Source organism: Barnesiella intestinihominis YIT 11860 (genome assembly GCF_000296465.1).
Classification (GTDB): domain Bacteria; phylum Bacteroidota; class Bacteroidia; order Bacteroidales; family Barnesiellaceae; genus Barnesiella; species Barnesiella intestinihominis.
This window is the reverse complement of record NZ_JH815203.1, coordinates 302081-319236: the sequence shown is the minus strand read 5'-3', so window position 1 is coordinate 319236 and position 17156 is coordinate 302081. Positions and strand designations below refer to the sequence as shown.

Annotated in this window: 28 protein-coding genes and 1 tRNA gene; 3 read left to right on the top strand and 26 right to left on the bottom strand. The window is 47.2% G+C overall.

The genetic code is table 11. The features are described from left to right. Window positions 1-150: 150 nt before the first annotated feature. The 3 genes from HMPREF9448_RS01485 to HMPREF9448_RS01475 are packed head-to-tail and all read right to left on the bottom strand — an operon-like array spanning window position 151 to window position 3111. Window positions 151-1239, bottom strand: coding sequence for a phosphotransferase enzyme family protein (locus tag HMPREF9448_RS01485; protein ID WP_008860806.1), 1089 nt, complete (start codon window positions 1237-1239; stop codon window positions 151-153). 16 nt (window positions 1240-1255) lie between these two features. Beyond that, entirely contained in the window at window positions 1256-2194 is a 939-nt protein-coding gene (locus HMPREF9448_RS01480) for a sugar phosphate isomerase/epimerase family protein (protein ID WP_008860805.1), read from the bottom strand. 44 nt (window positions 2195-2238) lie between these two features. Beyond that, window positions 2239-3111: a CE1 family esterase gene (locus HMPREF9448_RS01475; RefSeq protein WP_008860804.1), complete on the bottom strand. Its 873-nt coding sequence runs from the start codon at window positions 3109-3111 to the stop codon at window positions 2239-2241. Between the two features lie 227 nt (window positions 3112-3338). Between HMPREF9448_RS01475 and HMPREF9448_RS01470 the strand changes: the two genes are divergently transcribed. The 3 genes from HMPREF9448_RS01470 (at window position 3339) to HMPREF9448_RS01460 (ending at window position 5431) form a co-directional block, all read left to right on the top strand. After that, complete coding sequence (locus HMPREF9448_RS01470) at window positions 3339-4151, top strand: purine-nucleoside phosphorylase (protein WP_008860803.1); 813 nt, start codon at window positions 3339-3341, stop codon at window positions 4149-4151. Window positions 4152-4204: 53 nt separating this feature from the next. Next, the gene (thiL, locus tag HMPREF9448_RS01465) at window positions 4205-5245 is read left to right on the top strand and encodes a thiamine-phosphate kinase (protein WP_008860802.1); all 1041 of its coding nucleotides are present in this window, start codon (window positions 4205-4207) and stop codon (window positions 5243-5245) included. A gap of 113 nt (window positions 5246-5358) precedes the next feature. Beyond that, window positions 5359-5431: transfer RNA gene (locus tag HMPREF9448_RS01460), tRNA-Phe, on the top strand. Window positions 5432-5815: 384 nt separating this feature from the next. Here the strand turns inward: HMPREF9448_RS01460 and HMPREF9448_RS01455 are convergent. From HMPREF9448_RS01455 to HMPREF9448_RS01345, 23 genes are all read right to left on the bottom strand, one after another. Beyond that, entirely contained in the window at window positions 5816-6019 is a 204-nt protein-coding gene (locus HMPREF9448_RS01455; RefSeq protein WP_004303920.1) for a hypothetical protein, read from the bottom strand. A gap of 10 nt (window positions 6020-6029) precedes the next feature. Continuing rightward, window positions 6030-6428 carry a ribonuclease H family protein gene (locus HMPREF9448_RS01450; protein WP_008143073.1) on the bottom strand — a complete coding sequence of 133 codons (399 nt, stop codon included), beginning with the start codon at window positions 6426-6428 and terminating at the stop codon, window positions 6030-6032. Next, the gene (locus HMPREF9448_RS01445; RefSeq protein WP_004293684.1) at window positions 6425-6955 is read right to left on the bottom strand and encodes a hypothetical protein; all 531 of its coding nucleotides are present in this window, start codon (window positions 6953-6955) and stop codon (window positions 6425-6427) included. Before HMPREF9448_RS01445 ends, HMPREF9448_RS01450 begins: the two co-directional genes overlap by 4 nt. Before the next feature lie 162 nt (window positions 6956-7117). Next, the gene (locus HMPREF9448_RS01440; RefSeq protein WP_008143069.1) at window positions 7118-7774 is read right to left on the bottom strand and encodes a hypothetical protein; all 657 of its coding nucleotides are present in this window, start codon (window positions 7772-7774) and stop codon (window positions 7118-7120) included. Next, the gene (locus HMPREF9448_RS01435; protein ID WP_004293682.1) at window positions 7746-8069 is read right to left on the bottom strand and encodes a MutS N-terminal domain-containing protein; all 324 of its coding nucleotides are present in this window, start codon (window positions 8067-8069) and stop codon (window positions 7746-7748) included. Before HMPREF9448_RS01435 ends, HMPREF9448_RS01440 begins: the two co-directional genes overlap by 29 nt. A 154-nt stretch (window positions 8070-8223) precedes the next feature. Continuing rightward, window positions 8224-8634, bottom strand: a complete 411-nt coding sequence (locus HMPREF9448_RS01430) for a hypothetical protein (RefSeq protein WP_008143066.1) — start codon at window positions 8632-8634, stop codon at window positions 8224-8226. Between the two features lie 13 nt (window positions 8635-8647). Then, complete coding sequence (locus HMPREF9448_RS01425) at window positions 8648-8956, bottom strand: LPD28 domain-containing protein (protein WP_008143065.1); 309 nt, start codon at window positions 8954-8956, stop codon at window positions 8648-8650. A 283-nt stretch (window positions 8957-9239) separates the two neighbouring features. Next, a complete protein-coding gene (locus tag HMPREF9448_RS14770) occupies window positions 9240-9635 on the bottom strand; it encodes a hypothetical protein (protein WP_008860801.1) in 396 nt (131 codons plus the stop codon). A 3-nt stretch (window positions 9636-9638) separates the two neighbouring features. Beyond that, window positions 9639-10004 carry a helix-turn-helix domain-containing protein gene (locus tag HMPREF9448_RS01415; protein ID WP_008860800.1) on the bottom strand — a complete coding sequence of 122 codons (366 nt, stop codon included), beginning with the start codon at window positions 10002-10004 and terminating at the stop codon, window positions 9639-9641. After that, window positions 9950-10543 (bottom strand): hypothetical protein, encoded by a 594-nt coding sequence (locus HMPREF9448_RS01410; protein ID WP_008860799.1) that lies wholly within the window; start codon window positions 10541-10543, stop codon window positions 9950-9952. The genes HMPREF9448_RS01415 and HMPREF9448_RS01410 overlap by 55 nt, the downstream gene beginning before the upstream one ends. A gap of 12 nt (window positions 10544-10555) precedes the next feature. Next, window positions 10556-11062 carry a hypothetical protein gene (locus HMPREF9448_RS01405; RefSeq protein ID WP_008143058.1) on the bottom strand — a complete coding sequence of 169 codons (507 nt, stop codon included), beginning with the start codon at window positions 11060-11062 and terminating at the stop codon, window positions 10556-10558. Between the two features lie 22 nt (window positions 11063-11084). Next, window positions 11085-11531: a hypothetical protein gene (locus HMPREF9448_RS01400; protein WP_004293675.1), complete on the bottom strand. Its 447-nt coding sequence runs from the start codon at window positions 11529-11531 to the stop codon at window positions 11085-11087. 38 nt (window positions 11532-11569) lie between these two features. Then, on the bottom strand, window positions 11570-12046 hold the full coding sequence (locus HMPREF9448_RS01395) for a MutS N-terminal domain-containing protein (protein ID WP_008143055.1): 477 nt from the start codon (window positions 12044-12046) through the stop codon (window positions 11570-11572). Window positions 12047-12147: 101 nt separating this feature from the next. After that, window positions 12148-13050, bottom strand: coding sequence for a hypothetical protein (locus HMPREF9448_RS01390; protein WP_004293673.1), 903 nt, complete (start codon window positions 13048-13050; stop codon window positions 12148-12150). Window positions 13051-13070: 20 nt separating this feature from the next. Next, complete coding sequence (locus HMPREF9448_RS01385; protein ID WP_008672671.1) at window positions 13071-13775, bottom strand: radical SAM protein; 705 nt, start codon at window positions 13773-13775, stop codon at window positions 13071-13073. A gap of 17 nt (window positions 13776-13792) precedes the next feature. Continuing rightward, window positions 13793-14296 (bottom strand): hypothetical protein, encoded by a 504-nt coding sequence (locus HMPREF9448_RS01380; RefSeq protein ID WP_004293671.1) that lies wholly within the window; start codon window positions 14294-14296, stop codon window positions 13793-13795. A gap of 11 nt (window positions 14297-14307) precedes the next feature. Beyond that, on the bottom strand, window positions 14308-14571 hold the full coding sequence (locus HMPREF9448_RS01375; RefSeq protein WP_004293670.1) for a hypothetical protein: 264 nt from the start codon (window positions 14569-14571) through the stop codon (window positions 14308-14310). Continuing rightward, complete coding sequence (locus tag HMPREF9448_RS01370; protein ID WP_004293669.1) at window positions 14552-14731, bottom strand: hypothetical protein; 180 nt, start codon at window positions 14729-14731, stop codon at window positions 14552-14554. The genes HMPREF9448_RS01375 and HMPREF9448_RS01370 overlap by 20 nt, the downstream gene beginning before the upstream one ends. Before the next feature lie 34 nt (window positions 14732-14765). Beyond that, window positions 14766-15284 carry a hypothetical protein gene (locus tag HMPREF9448_RS01365; RefSeq protein WP_004293668.1) on the bottom strand — a complete coding sequence of 173 codons (519 nt, stop codon included), beginning with the start codon at window positions 15282-15284 and terminating at the stop codon, window positions 14766-14768. A 32-nt stretch (window positions 15285-15316) separates the two neighbouring features. Beyond that, window positions 15317-15736: a hypothetical protein gene (locus tag HMPREF9448_RS01360; RefSeq protein ID WP_004303935.1), complete on the bottom strand. Its 420-nt coding sequence runs from the start codon at window positions 15734-15736 to the stop codon at window positions 15317-15319. A gap of 19 nt (window positions 15737-15755) precedes the next feature. Next, window positions 15756-16076: a hypothetical protein gene (locus tag HMPREF9448_RS01355; protein WP_004293666.1), complete on the bottom strand. Its 321-nt coding sequence runs from the start codon at window positions 16074-16076 to the stop codon at window positions 15756-15758. Continuing rightward, a complete protein-coding gene (locus HMPREF9448_RS01350) occupies window positions 16077-16427 on the bottom strand; it encodes a hypothetical protein (protein WP_004293665.1) in 351 nt (116 codons plus the stop codon). Then, window positions 16424-17095 (bottom strand): hypothetical protein, encoded by a 672-nt coding sequence (locus HMPREF9448_RS01345; protein WP_008860797.1) that lies wholly within the window; start codon window positions 17093-17095, stop codon window positions 16424-16426. The genes HMPREF9448_RS01350 and HMPREF9448_RS01345 overlap by 4 nt, the downstream gene beginning before the upstream one ends. Window positions 17096-17156: the final 61 nt, after the last annotated feature.

The window sequence follows — 17156 nt, the reverse complement described above, 5'->3', positions numbered from 1 at the left end:
GATTCTTGGTTTCGAATTTGAGTGTGCAAAGGTAACCAAAACCAAGAGGAGAAAGAGTGGGTTTTGAATTTTTTTAAGGAGTTTTCAATGAAAGAAAAAGAGCTCCCGAATTATTCGGGAGCTCTTTTTCTTTCATTGGGCAGTATGGATTTATTTACCCAAACATTCTTTGATGTAAGCCTTCATTTTGGGGATAGCGGCTTCGGCACTTTGTAGAAGTTTGAATTGAGCCTTTGTACGAACTAAATTGTGTTCGGGGTATTTTATCTTGTAATAGGTGTCGCCGTTGATATAGTCTGTCAGGAAACGTACGGTTTGCATATAAGGAAACAAGGTAACAGCATAGGGCAGATTGTCGATTTCGATGTCGGTGAGAAACGATTTAGCAGTTTCTAAGTATCCTTTGGTAAATGCTTTAAATATTTCCATATTGAAATTGACGTTGTCCAAATTCTTGTCGTCCTCTTCTCCGGTATTGGCTGCCGTTCGCATGAAATCACCGAAGTCGGAAAATATGTAGCTGGGCATGACTGTATCGAGATCGATCACGCATAATACATGACCGTTTTCATCGAACATCATGTTATTCACTTTGGTGTCGCAGTGGCAAATGCGTTTGGGCAATTTCCCTTCTCGATGCAATCTTTCGGCCAAACACATGGCGTCGGCTCGTTTGTCTAGCTCGTCGATGATGGGTTTGACGGAGGCCACACGACCGACAGGATCGGCTGTTATGGCTTCTTGCAGTTGTTTTAATCGGAATTCCATATTGTGAAAATCTGGAATCGTTTCACCCAGTTCCACTGGAATATCCGACAGCATAGCTTGGAAATTACCGAATGCTTGTCCGGCATAATATGAGAATTCCGGGGTTACGGCTTCGTAGCTTTTTGCGTTTGGAATGAAGATGAGTATTCTCCAATAACTTTCTCCATCGAAATAGTATAATTTACCATCGGTTGTCGGTATTAAGGTTAAAACCTTGCGGTCTATATCGGTTTCTCCTTTGGTTTCTAATTTGTGGCGGATATGAGTCGTGACTTGGTAAAAATTATTTTGCAGCATATCCACATCTTTGAAGATCGAGTGATTGATTCTCTGTAAAACATAGTCGGGGGTATCGGGGGCGACGGTGGTTACTTTATAAGAATCGTTGATGAGTCCTGCTCCTAATGGCTTAATTTCGAGAATTTTTCCGGCAAGAAAAAAATGCGATAATATGTCTTTCAAATCTTTCATAATAGTGTATGTGTTTTTATTTGTTTGAGTCGATAAAATTTTGATAGAGGTTTTGATAACAGTTATAGAGGTCTTTGAACTCTTTGTATTCCGATGTTTTTACTTCATACATAAAAGGCCCTGTATATCCGGCTTTGTAGAGCTCTTTTAGTATTTTTATCCAATTGTTGTCTCCTTTCCCGCTACAAGGGTTAGGCATGTAATGACACTCGTGTCGTCCGTCACCGTCGGCGATGTGAACAGATTTTAATCGTTTGCCCATAGCCTGTATGAGCAGTTCTGGGTTATCGATGTGATTCATGTCGATGGCAGAATATACATTTTTAGGAAGTTGTTTCATGATGAGTTTGACTTCTTCTACTGTACGACCTAAGGGACGTTCATGTTGTTCGTTTCTCACGAGTTCGTATCCTAACATATTTTCTATAACCATTTTGGCTCCCAGTTCTTTAACTTTGGGATTGAGCTCATTTACCGAGCGTACTAACTGAGCGATACGTTCATTCCGCTCGTTGTGGCCCAGATACCAGCTTGGGTGGAAAAGAATGATTTTAGGTTGTATGATTTTACAAAATTCGAGTACTTTCATGTGTAGAGCGACGCTGTTTTTTCGTATTTTTTCGTCGGTTTGCGAAATATCGATGTCTTTTCCGAAAGGCATGTGTATAGACCAAATTTCAATACCGGCAGAGTCGGCTGCTAATTTGGTACGAGTCAACAACTCCGTAATTTCGGCATCTGTTTTGGGTTTCTTCGTGGATATGAATCCACCTGTTGTAATTTCTATGCAGTCGATACCGGCATCTTTCATCGCTTTGAGACGTTCGTAGTTCATGTCTTTGATACCGATGGAGTTCCCAATTCGGAGTGGAGGATACTTTGTTTTACATGCCGAAGGGAATGCAATGGTAATAACCATTAGAAGCACTAAAAAATTTTTGATTTGTGTGAACATGATGAATTTGTTTTGATGTAATTATTATATTGTTTTTGTGTATCCTAACGGACGAATTTGCTGAAAAATAGCCAAATATGTTCGCTTGTATTCAAGTCTTTTTCTCCCCATGAATGTTTACCCCCTTTTATTTCGTATAACCAAACTTCGTTTCTGTTTATACCGTTGACGTATTTATGGCTGATAATAGTATGATTGGATAAAGAATCAATAGAGGCAATCGTATCGGTAATTTCATGAGTGCATCTGTTTTGGATAGCCCAATGGTTTACAGCGATAGGTACTGCTATATATTTCCCCCAGCCTCCTTCATTATTCGGGTCTCTGTTCCACATAGAGGTTTTGTCTTCGGTTCCGTGTATTTCGAATAGAGGGATAGGGCGGTTTGTTTCTAATTCCCGATACATCCATTCGAGCGTAAGCCCGGCAACAGGAGCTACTGCTGTAAATATATCGGGACGTTTGTACGCTAAAAGATAGCACATTTCTCCTCCATTGGAGTAACCCGTGCAAAATGTATTGTGCGGGCTTAGTCGGTAATTCTTTTGAAAGTGTAAGGCGAGATCGCATAAAAAGTTTATATCGTCGATAGTCATATCGGCCTGAAATGGATAGCCGACATTCCAGCAGTTTTTCCCTTTTTTATCTTGTTCGCCTTGCGGATAACACACGGCGAATCCGTATTTATCGGCGATAGGATTCATACCGAATCTTTTTGGATCGGCTGTGCCACCATAGCCATGAAGTACAAAGACAAGAGGAGCCCCAGATGAGAGATTGGCCGGCTGATAGTATTTATAACTACGCTCGATTCCTCCTGATTGAAATTTATGAGAGGTTAGTGTCCCGGTGGTTTGTCCCACAGCCAATATGCTGCCATATAGAGAGATAGTTAGACAAAATAAAAACTGTTTCATTTTTCAGGTATTATTATTCAAAGGTAGAGAAAAAGTAGATATTGGAAAGAATTATTTACTGAAAATTTAAGAAAAATGTTTTGGAGGGGAGCCGAAATACCGGAGGTTGTGCTATATTTGTAAAACGAACGGAAATAGATTGTAGCTCATTGGAATCGATAGGGATATTGTATTTGCCTTCGGGTTACTCTATTTTTTAGAATATTATTCACCAAAATATTTACGTGATGATTGAAAAGATTAAAGAAACAGCCGCCTATATCGCAGCAAAAGTTCAGGTGATGCCTAAGACCGCCATTATATTGGGAACTGGGTTGGGCGAGTTGGTAGACCACATTACAGACAAGACTGAAATTCCTTATACCGAGATTCCCAATTTCCCGGTGTCGACAGTAGAAGGGCATCAGGGGAAGTTGATATTCGGAAAATTGGGAAAGAAAGATGTCATGGCTATGCAGGGGCGTTTTCACTATTACGAGGGATACGATATGAAACAAGTTACCTTCCCGGTGCGTGTCATGAAAGAACTAGGAATAGAGCATCTCTTCGTTTCGAATGCAGCCGGAGGTATGAATCCCGATTTTGCCATCGGCGATATTATGATTATCCGTGACCACATCAATCTCTTTCCCGAACATCCGTTGCATGGACGCAATTATAAGGAATTGGGTGTACGATTCCCCGATATGAGCGAGGCGTATTCTCGCCGTTTGATTGCAAAGGCTCTTGAAATAGCTGAAAAAAATCATATAAAAGTACAGCAAGGTGTGTATGTGGGTACACAGGGACCTACTTTCGAAACCCCGGCCGAGTATCGTTACTTTCATATCATAGGCGGTGATGCCGTGGGCATGAGTACGGTTCCCGAAGTCATTGTCGCGCGTCATGCCGGTATCGAAGTCTTTGCCGTTTCGGTGATTACCGATTTGGGGGTAGAAGGTATTGTGGAGAAATGTTCTCACGAAGAGGTGCAAAAGGCAGCGGCAGAAGCTCAACCCAGAATGAGCTTTATTATGAAAGAACTGGTAGAACAATTTTAATATGAAATAGAAGAAGTCCATGAGCCATGAGCTTGTGGACTTTGTTATAATTTATGGAAGAAATAAAACGTACAGAAATTGCCTCGTTAGGCGAATTTGGTTTGATAGAGCGTTTGACCGGGCATATACAGTTGAAGAACACTTCTACTCTAAAAGGGGTGGGAGATGATTCGGCCGTGCTCGACTATCAAGGAAAACAGACGTTGATTACAACCGATTTATTGCTCGAAGGTGTTCATTTCGACCTTACCTATGTCCCGTTGAAACATTTGGGGTATAAATCGGCGGTGGTTAATTTTTCCGACATATATGCCATGAATGGGACACCGCGTCAGATAACTGTTTCGTTGGGTGTCTCCAAACGTTTTTCGGTAGAAAATCTCGAAGAACTTTATGCCGGCATACAGCTCGCTTGCGATATCTACGGGGTGGATTTGGTCGGGGGAGATACATCGGCTTCGATGACGGGGCTGACTATCAGCATTACCTGTATCGGAGAAGGAGAACCCGGGAAGGTCGTCTATCGTAACGGAGCGAAAGAAAACGATTTGATTTGTGTCAGCGGCGATTTAGGAGCAGCCTATATGGGATTGCAACTATTGGAACGGGAGAAGCGGGTGTTTGCCGGAGAAACCGAATTCAAACCTGCGTTCGAAGGACATGAATACCTGCTCGAACGCCAATTGAAACCAGAAGCCCGTAAGGATATTGTTGCCGAGTTGGATAAAGCCGGGATCGTTCCGACAGCCATGATGGATATTTCTGATGGGCTCTCCTCCGAATTATTGCACATTTGTTCGCAGAGTCATGTGGGCTGCCGTATATATGAAGACCGGATACCGATCGATTACCAGACGGCAGCTATGGCGGAGGAATTTAATATGAATCTGGTGACTGCTGCATTGAATGGAGGCGAGGATTATGAATTGCTTTTTACCGTACCTCTCGAAAAGCACGACATTGTCGCTGCTATCCCCGGAGTGCGAGTGATAGGACATATTACAAAACCAGAATTGGGTTGTTGCATGATAACCCGTGACGATACCGAGATAACCCTTCGGGCACAGGGGTGGAATTCTCTTGCCGAAGAATAAGAATTTATTCGTCCCTTGCGTCGTTTGCATATTTATATTTTTGAACGGAAAAATTCGACAATATATTTGGTAAATTGGAATAAACCTATTATCTTTGCACACGCAAAAATGATGGTGCCATAGCTCAGTTGGTAGAGCAAAGGACTGAAAATCCTTGTGTCACTGGTTCGATTCCCGTTGGCACCACTTGAAAAAAGAGAGTTACGGAACGGCAAACTTTTTTTGTTTGATAATTGATTGATAACCAGTAGTTAGTTTCGCTTAAAAAAGCTAATCTCTACTTATAAGCATACATAGAGGGTTTCAATAACCAACTGATACTGAAGACAAAAGTATATAAAAAAGTCGGATTGTAAAACACTGGAAAAGAACCTTCTTTTATCAATCAAGGAAATCAAAAAGTGTATAGAGCAAAGTGGCGCATGTATGGTATAGATAATTCCGTACATGCGCCACTTTCTTAATCATCTGATTTGCATTGATTTACATTAATTGTTATTATATACTATCATTTGGTACTGATAAGCATTGATTTTGCTTGTGGGGTGTATTATTGTCCACCTAAAAAAATCAAGAATATCTCCTTGAAACGGGTTTGACGAGCAGGTCGATGTGCTCGTGTTCAAGGATATGTTCCATAGCCTTGTATATGGGCATCTTTTCGATACCGGCAATCTTCAGGGCTTCCATCTTGATGGTATTCTCGATGAGCAGCAGGTAGTCTTCCTCCTTCAGCTCAACATATTTCTGTGACTGTGATTTTAATTTTGCCATATTGATGTTGTTATTTGTTTCCGAAGTCGGCAGGAATCTCACCCCACAGGCGGTTGTCCCAGTGCAGCACTTCGATGTCCTTGATTCTTGCCTCCATCACTTTGAGGAATATCTCCGCTTTCTGCAATGCCGGGCATCTGCGTGAAGAGGCTGTCTGTTTGTTACAATACCACGTGATGGCTGTAATGCTGTCCGAGTAGATTGTTCGCGGACTTTCCGGATGTTCCATGACATATCTGACCGCCTCGACAATGCCGAGAAACTCCCCGATATTGTTCGTCCAGTTACCGATAGCTTTGGAAAAGAGTTCTTTTCCTGAAGAGAGGTCGACAGCCCGGAAGCGTGTCAACCTCTCTTTTGCAGAATGGGCACCGTCGGTCGCAATACCCACGACCGGTTTTTCTTTCATTGAATTCCTCCCTGATGTCTGTCTCCCGTATAGATGAACCCGTCGGATTCCATACGTCGTACCAGAGCACGCGCCTGATTCAGATAGTCGGTGATGACACCTTCCTTGTACTTGATATCCTTGCGTCCCTTGAGGATTTCCAGCACACCGTCTATTGTGCGGCTCATTACGCTCTTGCCGTCTTTCGGGTCGAAGAAAATCTTTTTGTTGCCGAACGTCACAGTTACTTGATACAATGTCTTCGGGACGATCACTGTTTCCACATGCGCCTGAAATAACACGGGGGTAGCGGCAACGACTACATACCCGTTGGCTTTGTGCATGGGTTTCAACTCTACCGAGTATAGTATGTTTGGCTCGAGAGTTCCTTTCAGGTCTTCCGAAAGGACACAAATCTGCTTGCCGAATCTTGAGTCTTCACGGACTCCCATCAATTTACGTGTCTTGGAATGGCGCGAAACGAACCCTATCAGTTCGCCCGTCTCTTCCGATCTCGCAAACTTCAGTTGCGATTTTTCCGATGTCATATTACTGTTCTTTCATATTCAATCTATTGCTTTCAATTGACAATCTGTTTTCAATGGGTCACTTTTCCATACAAATATATGCCAATTTTTCACGCCAACAAAACGTTTTAGTTATTAATTTTCAGATGGTTATGTGTAATATATATAGAGAAAAGGCTGCATTCAGTACAGCCTTTCCTCCTCTGTAAAATGACTGAAACGCTCGTCAGTATCAGAAGTTTGCAGTAGATAACGGCATTTCCAATAACGGTAAATCCGCCTTCCGTTGGGTATACAGTGATTTATATCGTCAGCATTCAGATATTGGTTCCCTTGTTCCGTACCGTGGTGCATCCATGTAGCGCACCCGGGCAGGTCCGGGTTGTTCCGGACATAGAAGTCCATTTTCTCTTTACCGGCGACAAAGATATTGTGTATCCGTACGTCCTTATCGATAGGAAACCGGTAGGCGTACAACGCGAAGTCACAGATGTCGGTTTCCAGCAGGTTGCCGCCAAAGTGTTCGGGAGCTTTCCGTTTCAGGTTCTCGAACCCCTCCAGAATACCCGGCCTGTCGCATATCTCGGCAAACCTTTCATCCGTTACCGGCTCAGCCGTCGCATAAACCACCCGAAAACCATTATCCGTACTGTCCAGTACCATGACATGCGCGACTATCCCCGGTGATTTGTTGATACTTTCGTCAATGCTGTCCGAGTCCGTGGTCAGACAGCATTTCAGCGTTCCGATGATTAATACCGCTACCACCAACAGTGTCCAAGGACCTATTGCTGCCGCTATCAATACCAATTCATCGGCCCGTTTCCGTATTTGTTTCATTGATTTTGAGAATGTGGCGGCCGGATACCCCCCGGACCTCGGACACGCATACCTTGCATCCTGCATCCAGCAACCGGTTTCTACATTCTTCCAAGGCGGCGTCGGAAATCCTGATGGCAGGTATACCCGCCGCCGTCATCTTGAACCGGGGCACTTCCGTGATCCGGGTAATCGTTTCGGCATCATCAAAATACGCCTCGAATGAATCTCCGACATGGAAAAGGATGATGGTTTCCACGCCATGCCTTTCCTTCATGCCGCCGTAACAGCGGCGAATAATCTCTTCCTTTTTCATATCAAATAGATATATTAGGTTTGATGTCAGCCAAACATGAAAGTGCCTGTAATCCGTTCAACTGCCGGGCTTTCGTCCGAAATACATATACAGACTTTCTTCATCTGACAAATATACAATAAATTACGGAACGACCCATGTCTATTGCATGAAACTATCCTTTCATCTTCACCTCCCTTCTTTCAAATTGTTCGCGGATGATTTCAACGAGTTGTCCGATGCTGTCGATTTTTTGACTCTTACCGCAGGCTTTGCCATGGAACAATGGCGTGAAGTACAGGTTAAAATCCTCATCGATGGAAAAACCTCCCACGAGGACGATACCCGCCTTGATACGGTAATACTCGCCGTACATGGCGTAATCATCGGTAGTTTTGGTGAACCCGTACTCCGGCAACAAGTCCGGCAAAGTGTCCAGGATCGGCCGGATGACATCCTTGAGAAAATTCGGGGTCTCAACTTCCTTTTTCCGTTTCCGACCTTTTCTGCCGGTTCCGTTATCGTCTTGCAGGTAATGGGCATCGAAACGATCCCGATACCTTTCTGTCAGTTCCTTAATATCCATATCCTTTATACATTTAATTGTTTTCCTCAAGCCACTCTTCCAGTGTCATGGAGTCCTCGAAACCGTATTCGTCAATCTGTACATAGCCGTCCTTTTCCGTGATAAACTCTTTCCTGGTCAGGATGGTTCCGCCATGATTTACCATCACCGTCGGTTCGATGGTCGCCAGACGGTCCCCGTCATCCGACTCCCGGATATCGTATGCGTACAGTCCCTCCGGAACGGCATTCCGGTCAATCCGCATATCCGTAAACAATGCAGGCGTGTCATTGATGGTCATAGACTCAAAGGTCTCGTTGCCAATGTTTTCTTTTGTAATCATATTTATTGATTCAAATAGTTTATTATTCCTGCTTGGGAAGTTCAATGGCTCTTACCCAATTGTTCCGGTCATCAAAACATTCATCATTGATGTTGGCCGTAAATTCCAGCGGTATCATCTTCTCAACCCGCGTTGCGGGGTTATTTTCGTAATCAACGATGATTTTCCCGGCCGGAACGTCACGTTCAAATTCGTCCAGCGGGAAAGAGAATATCCATATTTCCCGGTCTTTATCTTCCCCAAGAAACGCCTTGAGGTTGTCTGTATAAGCCTGGCATTTGTCCTACGAGGTTTCCACGAATGAAATGATTTCCTCTTCCGGTTTGCCGGTACGGTCTTTCAGGAATGCAACGGCATTCCCTTTCCAGATATCCTGCTCGACACAGAGTTCCAGATAACGTTCCCAGACTGTCACCAGCCAGTCCATGTTAATCTCATGCAGGTGGCGGCAGGTGAAACGCTCCCGGCTTTCCGCGTTGTAAAGCGTGCAGCTTCCGTCCGTGCGTATCTCCTCCAACCGGTACATGGTGTATACCGGTATCCCGTGCCCATACCCGTCTTCCCCTTCCTCCTCGACATATACCGTATGGGGCAACATATTTTCCGGCATTTTCGGTATCGCACACAGGTTGGCTATAACTTCCTGTTCCAACGCTTTTTGTTTCTCCTGTATTCTCATTGTCTATCCATCTTTTAGTATGATTTTACCTTCTTGAAATAATCTCTGTTTGTAACGACGGTGGTTGCGTATATTTTCGGTATGTTTCTTCCGGTCATATTTATACAAGCCTTTTGCCTTGTTCTCTCTCAGCAGTTCCTTGTTCCGCTCTTCGCTTTCTGGGTTCACAATGAAGGTTATCAGCCTGCGGCTGACACCGTATTCCCGGGCAAGCTGGCGCTGGCTGACAGCTTCTGTCATGTAACGGTGGAAAATTTCAGCCTTCTGAAAAGGAGTGAGCTTCTGCCTGCGGTCATATTGTGTCCCGCTGATGATTATTCCCGAGCTTTTGTATGGTATAGTGAAGTCTGTTTTTCGTTTGTGGTCCATGAATGGTAGATGCGTTGTTTGCCATCTAAGGAGAGTAGAAACCAGCGGCTATAAATCCGTTCCAGCGTTTCGGTGTCGTGCCCGTATATCGGTCCCAGTTCGTTTGCAAACATCGCCGCTACCTTCAGCCTCCTGGTATCGGACAGCTTCTCCCACCAGCGGCAAATGGTCTTGTACTGCTTCACGTCCGTTACAAGGTCCGGAACCGGAGCGGAGGAGATATATTCCGCCTCTTTGCCGCACGGTGCCTGCCAGAACCCCTGTTCGCAAAGAGCGCGTTGCTCGTCACAAACCCGTTCTGCAAAGGATTTGAGTGCCATTTGGAATATCTTTCTTTCCAGTTCCTTACGTTCCATGGACAGTTCATGCACACCCACGTTCAGCCCGTGCTTATTGCGTTCATCCGGGGAAAGCTTGTTGCTCAAGGCTTTCCTGACCAGTTCCAGCCGTTCTTTCAGAGGGCCGTATTCGTTGTTATCTAAATACCGGTTAAACAGTTCCTGTTCGTTTCCGGGCAGTATGAATATATTTTCCATCATGCATCATTTAAGTTATCGGATGTGAATAGGATATATCGCAGTGGATAGCGGGTGTCGGGGTGCGGAAATAGCCACGAGATCCCGTGCCGTCAAGGGGCGCAGAAAAACGGCATCGAACTCCTGAGTATCGTCTTCACGGATATCTCGGACTTCAATGATCCATGTGCCTTCATAGCGGCACCAGGCAATCACCTCCAAAATCATTTCCTTTCTGTAGTCAGCCGGTCCGTCCCCGAAACTTTCACGTATCCGCTTAATTGCATCGTCTGTCAGCCGGACAAATTCCCCTTTGCGAAACGGAGCTTCCGGCGTAACGGCAGGAGCCAGCATCTGCCAGTCTTCATGTCCGTCCAGGTCTTCCACAGCCATTGCGTAGGCTTTGTATTCAGCTTCGGTCTCGAAATGTCTGGTTATCACATATCCCCCGGATTCGGCCGTGCTCTCCACCGACGAGATATCCCCGGTTTTCCTGTATATGCTTACAGTATCCTTACCGAGTAGAACTTTTACTGTTATCATTATTGCAGATGGTGTGGTTTTATTATAAATGGAACTCCACGTCTTCCTCCTCGAACTCCGTGTCGTGGTCCTCGTTGTACCCCTCGACGGTCGAACCAGGGACATAGGTCTCTCCGCCAATCCCATAACGTCCGGCATCGAGCAGTTTCCGAAGGGTTTCGGTGTCCCCGTTTAGAATCCTTTCGATGTCCTCCCGGCTGCCCCGGACGCTAATTCCGAGACGTAGCCAGAGATTTTCCTCTCTCGAGGTGTCCGCCTCTTCCGACCGGTGGCGTATGATATGATAATCACTCCATCCGTCGGCATCGTTTACCCCGGCGATGTAGGCATTGTACTCCGCCTCAGTCTCGAACTCTTTCTCGTCCACGACGCCCCCGTTATCCGCCAGCCATTCTTCAGAAGGCAGTTCATTGTTCTCTTCATATTCCCGTACGGCGTCCTCGCCGAAAATCGTTGTTATCTTTATCATGTGTCTTTGGGTTTTGAATATTTGTTATTTAATGGTTATCAAACTCGTTTGCCCGAACCGGTTTGATTCGGTTCGCAGACAGCCACCCGGTTTCCGGCGCGTATCAGTTTGGGGAGATACACGTCCAGGTCACGAAAAGAAAACCGCAGTTCCTTGACGCCTTTCCCTTGCCCGTCGACGCGTTCGGCGGTGGCAATGCCCAAAATGCCGGAAGCGGCGATGGCATCATCCTCATACAATTCACAAGATTCCCCGTTTCGGAAAATGTACAGGGCATCCGGGTGCGCCGCTTTCATCTCGCGGTATTTTCCCATCATGTCGGAAACTCCCGGGACATTTCCGTTCCCCGTTACATTCCGGGTCTTCAGTAGGTTCCTCGTGGCGTCGATGTCGATGAAATTCGTCCAGCCGGCTTTATGAAGTTCGACAGCAGCTTCCCGCAGGGATACCTTCCCGTTCTCGACCTCCTCTTTCAGGGATTCGAGAATGTTCTTGATTTTATAATCATTCATCATATTTTTTATTCTTTGGTTACATTGTTACTTGTTCCGACGGTATTCCGGTCAAGGGGAAAGCACCCGTGGCCTCCGGTAACCCGTCGATACACTGCCCGTCGTCAGGATTTCCCCGACAGGTAATGCCCGATGGACTTGTAACGGTTAGGAATGTTCGCGTTCTCGTTGAAACCGTTCAGGCAGTGGAGCAAGGCATCTTCGAGCGTGACATAACGACGGTCGAAAGTTTGGATATTATCCAGACAATAAGCATTTACAGCGTATTTGAAAGGCGCGTACATCCTTTCGTTCTCCCGCTTTAAAATGACAAACCAGTCGAAATGGAGTTTCAAGCGGAAACCGTCGCTCTCGCCGACTTTCATCAGCCGCTCTTTGTCGAGAAGCCGCCGCACGAGTGTGGCGTCGAGCTGACGGGTATACTCCCTGTACGCCTTGATACGGGCCGTGTAAGCCGCGGCATATTGTTCGATGTCCGTTTCTTTCAGCCGATGTTCCGCCGGGTAAAAGTCCAGCACCTCTTTCGTCGTGACGGGAATTTTCAGGTCGTCCACCCCGATCTCGTAGGTCTTGTTTTCCAACACGTCGTGGAACTCGAACCCTTGAATTCCCATGAGGGTAAATTCTCGCGTCGGGTCAGGGAGCGCAAGTGATTTGAGCTCTTCGAGGTCGCGGCACACGGCCACGACCGGATACTTCTCGACCACGTCTGACGGGCCTCCGATGCGGATATACGCCTTTTCACACCCGTCGTAATCACCATGCCGGACAATGTCGCAGCAGGTGTAGTTGGGGGCGGCACGATGCCGCGCCGTATATTCCGTCCAAAGCTTGTCCAGCCCGGCTTTTACTTCGTCAGGGTCGGTCAGGGCAACGTTGCCGCACTGGCTGCACCGGCCGTCCGACAAGGCGTTGCGGGTAAATTCGAGGAACTGTCTGGTGTTCGGGTCGATGACGGCGGTACATTTCACTCCAGTGCCGCCGCAGATACTGCATACGATTGACATAAGTTTTTTGATTTGTGTATTTATTCGTACAATCTTTCTTTTTGACGCTTTTTCAAGGTCATCCGGAGATATTGCATCAGTTTCCCGCAGGGACACAGGGCATGTTCCCGTTGGCGGGCATAACTCAGGTCCCCGTTGGAGAGAACCATGCCTTCAGCATTGAGACAGAGGTCGCCGTAAACGTAGTTCTCCTCCGTAAGATAAATCCCATGAACAGGGTTCGGAAACCCCTCCGTGCTGCGGCCTTCCCGGAAAAGGAAGATACGCTCGGCCTGTCCCCGGACTCCGAAAAAGGGATACGGGGAAAGTGCCGCGAGCGTGGCGGCATGCTCTGCCGGATCATGGAAGCGGTCGTCGCTCATTTCGAGCATGTGGCCGGAGTCCTGTTCCTTTTCCTCCTGGTACTCGTACAGTGCGGCGCAGGCTTCTATGAATTCCTCCGAACGGGATGTGGCAGAGCCGTTGGTTACGATATAAAAGTCATTGACAGTAATACCGTAGGCGCGTACCCGTTCGAGGATATGGCGGATGGCCCGGACGTTAAGCGACGGCTCGCCGCCCGTGATGTTGAAATGGTGAATATGCCTGACATGCCGCAGCAGGTTGCTTATATGTTTCAAAGGGATATCCACGGATTCGGCATCTCCCCGCATGCAATGGGTACAGCGCATGTTGCAACGTCGGGTAATCTCGATGCAGAGATTCTTGATATATAGTTCTCTCATATTCGATGTAGTTCGGCTTAGGTTTCATCCGGGATTTCCTTTCCCGTGTAAGGATTATACAGCGGTGTGTTGCCAACTGCCTCGGCGTCAATAGCGAAACTGCCACGGCCTACGTCGTAGAAGAGTTCCAGCTTTAGTGGCGTTGAAGCGATGACTTTCTCAGCCTCGGCTTGTGACAGGCCTGAATACATCAGGCATTTGACACGACACCGGAACATTTCCGGATTGGTTTCCGGCGTGGTAACTACATCAACGACCTCGCACACTTCATCCGTGATGGCGAAGCGGTCGGGATTGGGTGTGCCGTTCCTTCTAGAGCCGTCCGATGCGGCATGTCCGGTGATTGAATGGTTCCGCACCTTTTCGGCGGGATAGGTCTTATCGCCTTTGGCGAAATACGACTTGCCGGAGGCGACACAGGCATGATAGATTACGTCGTGGACCTTTCGTCCGTTGTCAAGTATAATTGTATAGACCGTTCCCTCCTGCAAGACAGGAACGGCATTCGGTTTATGAGACATAAGATTTGTTTTTAGCTGTTTATGAATTTCGGTCTTGCACGCCGCATGATGTGTAGGTCATCGTAACCGATGGCTCTCAGTTCGGAAAGCGGGTTGCGGTACTCCTTTTCATGGGCTGGCCGTGTCATGGCGATCACGCCCGCATAGTCGGCTGCGCCATGCTGGCCGACATGCATGTAGGAGGTTATTTCACCCCGCCGTCCGCTCCACGGTATGTCCGGGAACAGGGCGATGACCTGTCCGTCGGGATAGCGTCTAAAGACCACCTTCGTCATTTTTCCCGCAGATTTCCGTGTCGATTTCATAGTCCCCGTAATTTTTGAATTCATAGTCCACTTCGCTGATAATTTCGTCAACCTCTTCGTCCGTTATTTCATCAGCCTTCGGGTTGTCGATATCGAGCCGTACGGTCAGGTAAATGGTTCTTGTTGCCATAATATCATACATTTTTTAGTGTAACAAAGCCGGCTTATGACGGACCGACGGTATATTTCTCTATCAGCCGCTTCCGGTACGCCTTGTCTTTTCCGGCGGCAAGGCTTGCCAGTTTGCGGATATTCCGGTTGGCTTTTTCCGCGACCTGCTCCACTGTCGGTCCGGGAGTCATGAAATCACGGCATCCGGCACCGCAATACCGCTGCTTCCCCTTGACCGTCCTGCCACAGGCCGGACACCGGCGCTTGCCGTCACGCTCCAGCACTTCCAGAATATTGGCATGAATGCCTTTCCACCATTCAATACGGTCTATGTCATAATCGTAGACGGTTATCGTGTTCCCGAAACTGCGGGCTTCGACCTCAACGGCAATGCCCTCATTTTCAAGGTAAACCTTCAATACCGGGTCTTCGTGAGGCTCACAGTGCCTGTCATACCAGATGATATAGGTGGGATCGTCCAGTTCGTCAGGCTCTCCCAGACAGAGTTCCGTAAGGCCGTTGTTCACGAGAATGTTGCGGATGGCGTCTTGTAAATCTTTGATACAGTCCATTGATATTTCGTTTTATGGTTGTTCCTCATTCGTCAGTTCATCTCCGAAGCGTGGCCGACGAACTGGAAGATATCGGCGTATTGTTCGCTGTAGATATAGAATCCGTCCCGTTTTTCCCCGGTCTCCGCATCTATTCCGTCAGCAAGGAGATATTCCCCGTCATCCGTCAGGTAGACATCGGTAAGCTTGATACGGGGCGTGTCGTGCTTCCCGTACAAGGTTGTCGTGACGGGGAAGTTGTTGTCATCGAGTTCCTCCTCTTCTGTAAGGCCGAGTGATACGCGGCCATATTGTGCCAGGAACTCCAGCATGAATTTCAGCATGGCTTGCTCGGCCTCGTGCAGCCGTCCGTCGATAAAGGCGTACTGGGTGGCGAACAGATGCAGCTTGTCGGCGCTCATTTTGTCCGGGGCTTTGCCCGGCTCCGCATTGTCTTTCTGTATTTTATCCATATCTGTCATATTGTTGGTTTCATGTTTCCAGCGGGGTGAAGGAGACGGTCAGTATCACTTTCTCGTCACCCAGGTTGAACACTTTCAGGCAGTCGTTACTGATAGTCCTTTTCAGGATGTCTCCCCGGTATCGGGAATTGCGTACCTTGAAGGTAAAATCATCAATGAACGAGCTGATGCAATGAAGCACGTGGTCGAATTCTTCCTTACCATACCGTTCCATTTCAGGGAAGATGCCTTTCAGATGCGCCCGCAGGCTCAATATGTAGTTCGGGGTCTTGCCCGTGATTTTTCCCGAGTATGTGATTTTGTATTTCCTGTCCATGATATGCCGTTCCATTTAATCGTTACTGTCATACCAGCCCTCGATCTCATCGAAATAGCCGTTCGAGTCCCATTCTTCCAGCAAGGTGGTCGGGTACGTCCATTCAAGGCTGTAAAACAGATCCTGGCACACCTCTTCATTACCCTTGCACAGGGCGAGCAGTGAGTTATGCGTGAAACAGCCGTCACTGCTCTCCGACACACGCCAGTCCTCACGGTCTTCTGCCGCGTATTCAGGTACATAGCACACTTCATCGGGGCGGTTGAGAAAGGCATCCTCGTTCTTGTAGATGTTTCCTTCCCCTCCGTATTCCAGTTCATAGAACACACCTTCCGGCGTTTCTATCCTGTTGCCAATCTCTATCATAGCGTTACCGTTTCGTGGGTATATATAATCACCATCCGGGAGGAGAGCACCTTGTCGCGTACCGTGGGGTTGGCGATTGCCCAATCGGAATGGAAATGCATGTCCGGAATGGATGCGGTGTCCACAATATCGCCCCCGTTTTCCAGATGGAGATAATCCGGCTGATACAGGTCGCAAAGGAATTTGCCGTCCGTATCGTTGATGGCGTATATCTTGCCGTCGAGTGCGGCCGTCATCTCCTCCTCGCTGCGGTAGACCAACAGGTATTTACAGCCGGTCTTCATCTCTTCCGCAATCCGCTTATGCAGTTCTTCAGGAGATAATTCACGCAGTCTTGACACGACCGCCCCGATACTTTCCACGGCATCGTAGCTGTCCAAGACATCATGGCAGGTCGTTTCAAACTCCTCTTTCGGACGACCCGCAAAATTGATGGTACGAACTTCCTGCCCGTGCCCGCCGAGCAGGTAAAAGGGCGTACCGTTCCATTGTTCCTTTCTGACAGAGAGCGGCCGGGAGCATTCCCGTGTCTGCCGGTTCACAACGGCATACAGTTCCAGACTTTCCCCGCATTCCATACGCAGGATATGCCGGGCGAACTCCGTAAATGTCATGATTTTGATTCCTTCCCCGTTCGCCGTGAAGAAATCCTGTCTTGTCTGTTTCATAAATCCGTTTTTTTAAGAGTAGGTAATCGTTTTGTATAAGGGGTGGAATACTCACCTCGTT

Coding starts and splice junctions, on each gene's coding strand:
- HMPREF9448_RS01435 (WP_004293682.1), bottom strand. CDS start 8,069: ATGAAAAAGGAAGAGATTATTCGCCGCTGTTACGGCGGCATGAAGGAA.
- HMPREF9448_RS01395 (WP_008143055.1), bottom strand. CDS start 12,046: ATGATGAATGATTATAAAATCAAGAACATTCTCGAATCCCTGAAAGAG.
- HMPREF9448_RS01380 (WP_004293671.1), bottom strand. CDS start 14,296: ATGTCTCATAAACCGAATGCCGTTCCTGTCTTGCAGGAGGGAACGGTC.
- HMPREF9448_RS01345 (WP_008860797.1), bottom strand. CDS start 17,095: ATGAAACAGACAAGACAGGATTTCTTCACGGCGAACGGGGAAGGAATC.
- HMPREF9448_RS01405 (WP_008143058.1), bottom strand. CDS start 11,062: ATGATAACAGTAAAAGTTCTACTCGGTAAGGATACTGTAAGCATATAC.
- HMPREF9448_RS01360 (WP_004303935.1), bottom strand. CDS start 15,736: ATGGATAAAATACAGAAAGACAATGCGGAGCCGGGCAAAGCCCCGGAC.
- HMPREF9448_RS14770 (WP_008860801.1), bottom strand. CDS start 9,635: ATGAGAATACAGGAGAAACAAAAAGCGTTGGAACAGGAAGTTATAGCC.
- HMPREF9448_RS01430 (WP_008143066.1), bottom strand. CDS start 8,634: ATGGATATTAAGGAACTGACAGAAAGGTATCGGGATCGTTTCGATGCC.
- HMPREF9448_RS01485 (WP_008860806.1), bottom strand. CDS start 1,239: ATGAAAGATTTGAAAGACATATTATCGCATTTTTTTCTTGCCGGAAAA.
- HMPREF9448_RS01390 (WP_004293673.1), bottom strand. CDS start 13,050: ATGTCAATCGTATGCAGTATCTGCGGCGGCACTGGAGTGAAATGTACC.
- HMPREF9448_RS01355 (WP_004293666.1), bottom strand. CDS start 16,076: ATGGAACGGCATATCATGGACAGGAAATACAAAATCACATACTCGGGA.
- HMPREF9448_RS01440 (WP_008143069.1), bottom strand. CDS start 7,774: ATGAAACAAATACGGAAACGGGCCGATGAATTGGTATTGATAGCGGCA.
- HMPREF9448_RS01400 (WP_004293675.1), bottom strand. CDS start 11,531: ATGATAAAGATAACAACGATTTTCGGCGAGGACGCCGTACGGGAATAT.
- HMPREF9448_RS01370 (WP_004293669.1), bottom strand. CDS start 14,731: ATGGCAACAAGAACCATTTACCTGACCGTACGGCTCGATATCGACAAC.
- HMPREF9448_RS01480 (WP_008860805.1), bottom strand. CDS start 2,194: ATGTTCACACAAATCAAAAATTTTTTAGTGCTTCTAATGGTTATTACC.
- HMPREF9448_RS01410 (WP_008860799.1), bottom strand. CDS start 10,543: ATGATGGAAAATATATTCATACTGCCCGGAAACGAACAGGAACTGTTT.
- HMPREF9448_RS01425 (WP_008143065.1), bottom strand. CDS start 8,956: ATGATTACAAAAGAAAACATTGGCAACGAGACCTTTGAGTCTATGACC.
- HMPREF9448_RS01350 (WP_004293665.1), bottom strand. CDS start 16,427: ATGATAGAGATTGGCAACAGGATAGAAACGCCGGAAGGTGTGTTCTAT.
- HMPREF9448_RS01365 (WP_004293668.1), bottom strand. CDS start 15,284: ATGGACTGTATCAAAGATTTACAAGACGCCATCCGCAACATTCTCGTG.
- HMPREF9448_RS01375 (WP_004293670.1), bottom strand. CDS start 14,571: ATGACGAAGGTGGTCTTTAGACGCTATCCCGACGGACAGGTCATCGCC.
- HMPREF9448_RS01450 (WP_008143073.1), bottom strand. CDS start 6,428: ATGAAAGAAAAACCGGTCGTGGGTATTGCGACCGACGGTGCCCATTCT.
- HMPREF9448_RS01475 (WP_008860804.1), bottom strand. CDS start 3,111: ATGAAACAGTTTTTATTTTGTCTAACTATCTCTCTATATGGCAGCATA.
- HMPREF9448_RS01470 (WP_008860803.1), top strand. CDS start 3,339: ATGATTGAAAAGATTAAAGAAACAGCCGCCTATATCGCAGCAAAAGTT.
- thiL (WP_008860802.1), top strand. CDS start 4,205: ATGGAAGAAATAAAACGTACAGAAATTGCCTCGTTAGGCGAATTTGGT.
- HMPREF9448_RS01385 (WP_008672671.1), bottom strand. CDS start 13,775: ATGAGAGAACTATATATCAAGAATCTCTGCATCGAGATTACCCGACGT.
- HMPREF9448_RS01445 (WP_004293684.1), bottom strand. CDS start 6,955: ATGACATCGGAAAAATCGCAACTGAAGTTTGCGAGATCGGAAGAGACG.
- HMPREF9448_RS01455 (WP_004303920.1), bottom strand. CDS start 6,019: ATGGCAAAATTAAAATCACAGTCACAGAAATATGTTGAGCTGAAGGAG.
- HMPREF9448_RS01415 (WP_008860800.1), bottom strand. CDS start 10,004: ATGGACCACAAACGAAAAACAGACTTCACTATACCATACAAAAGCTCG.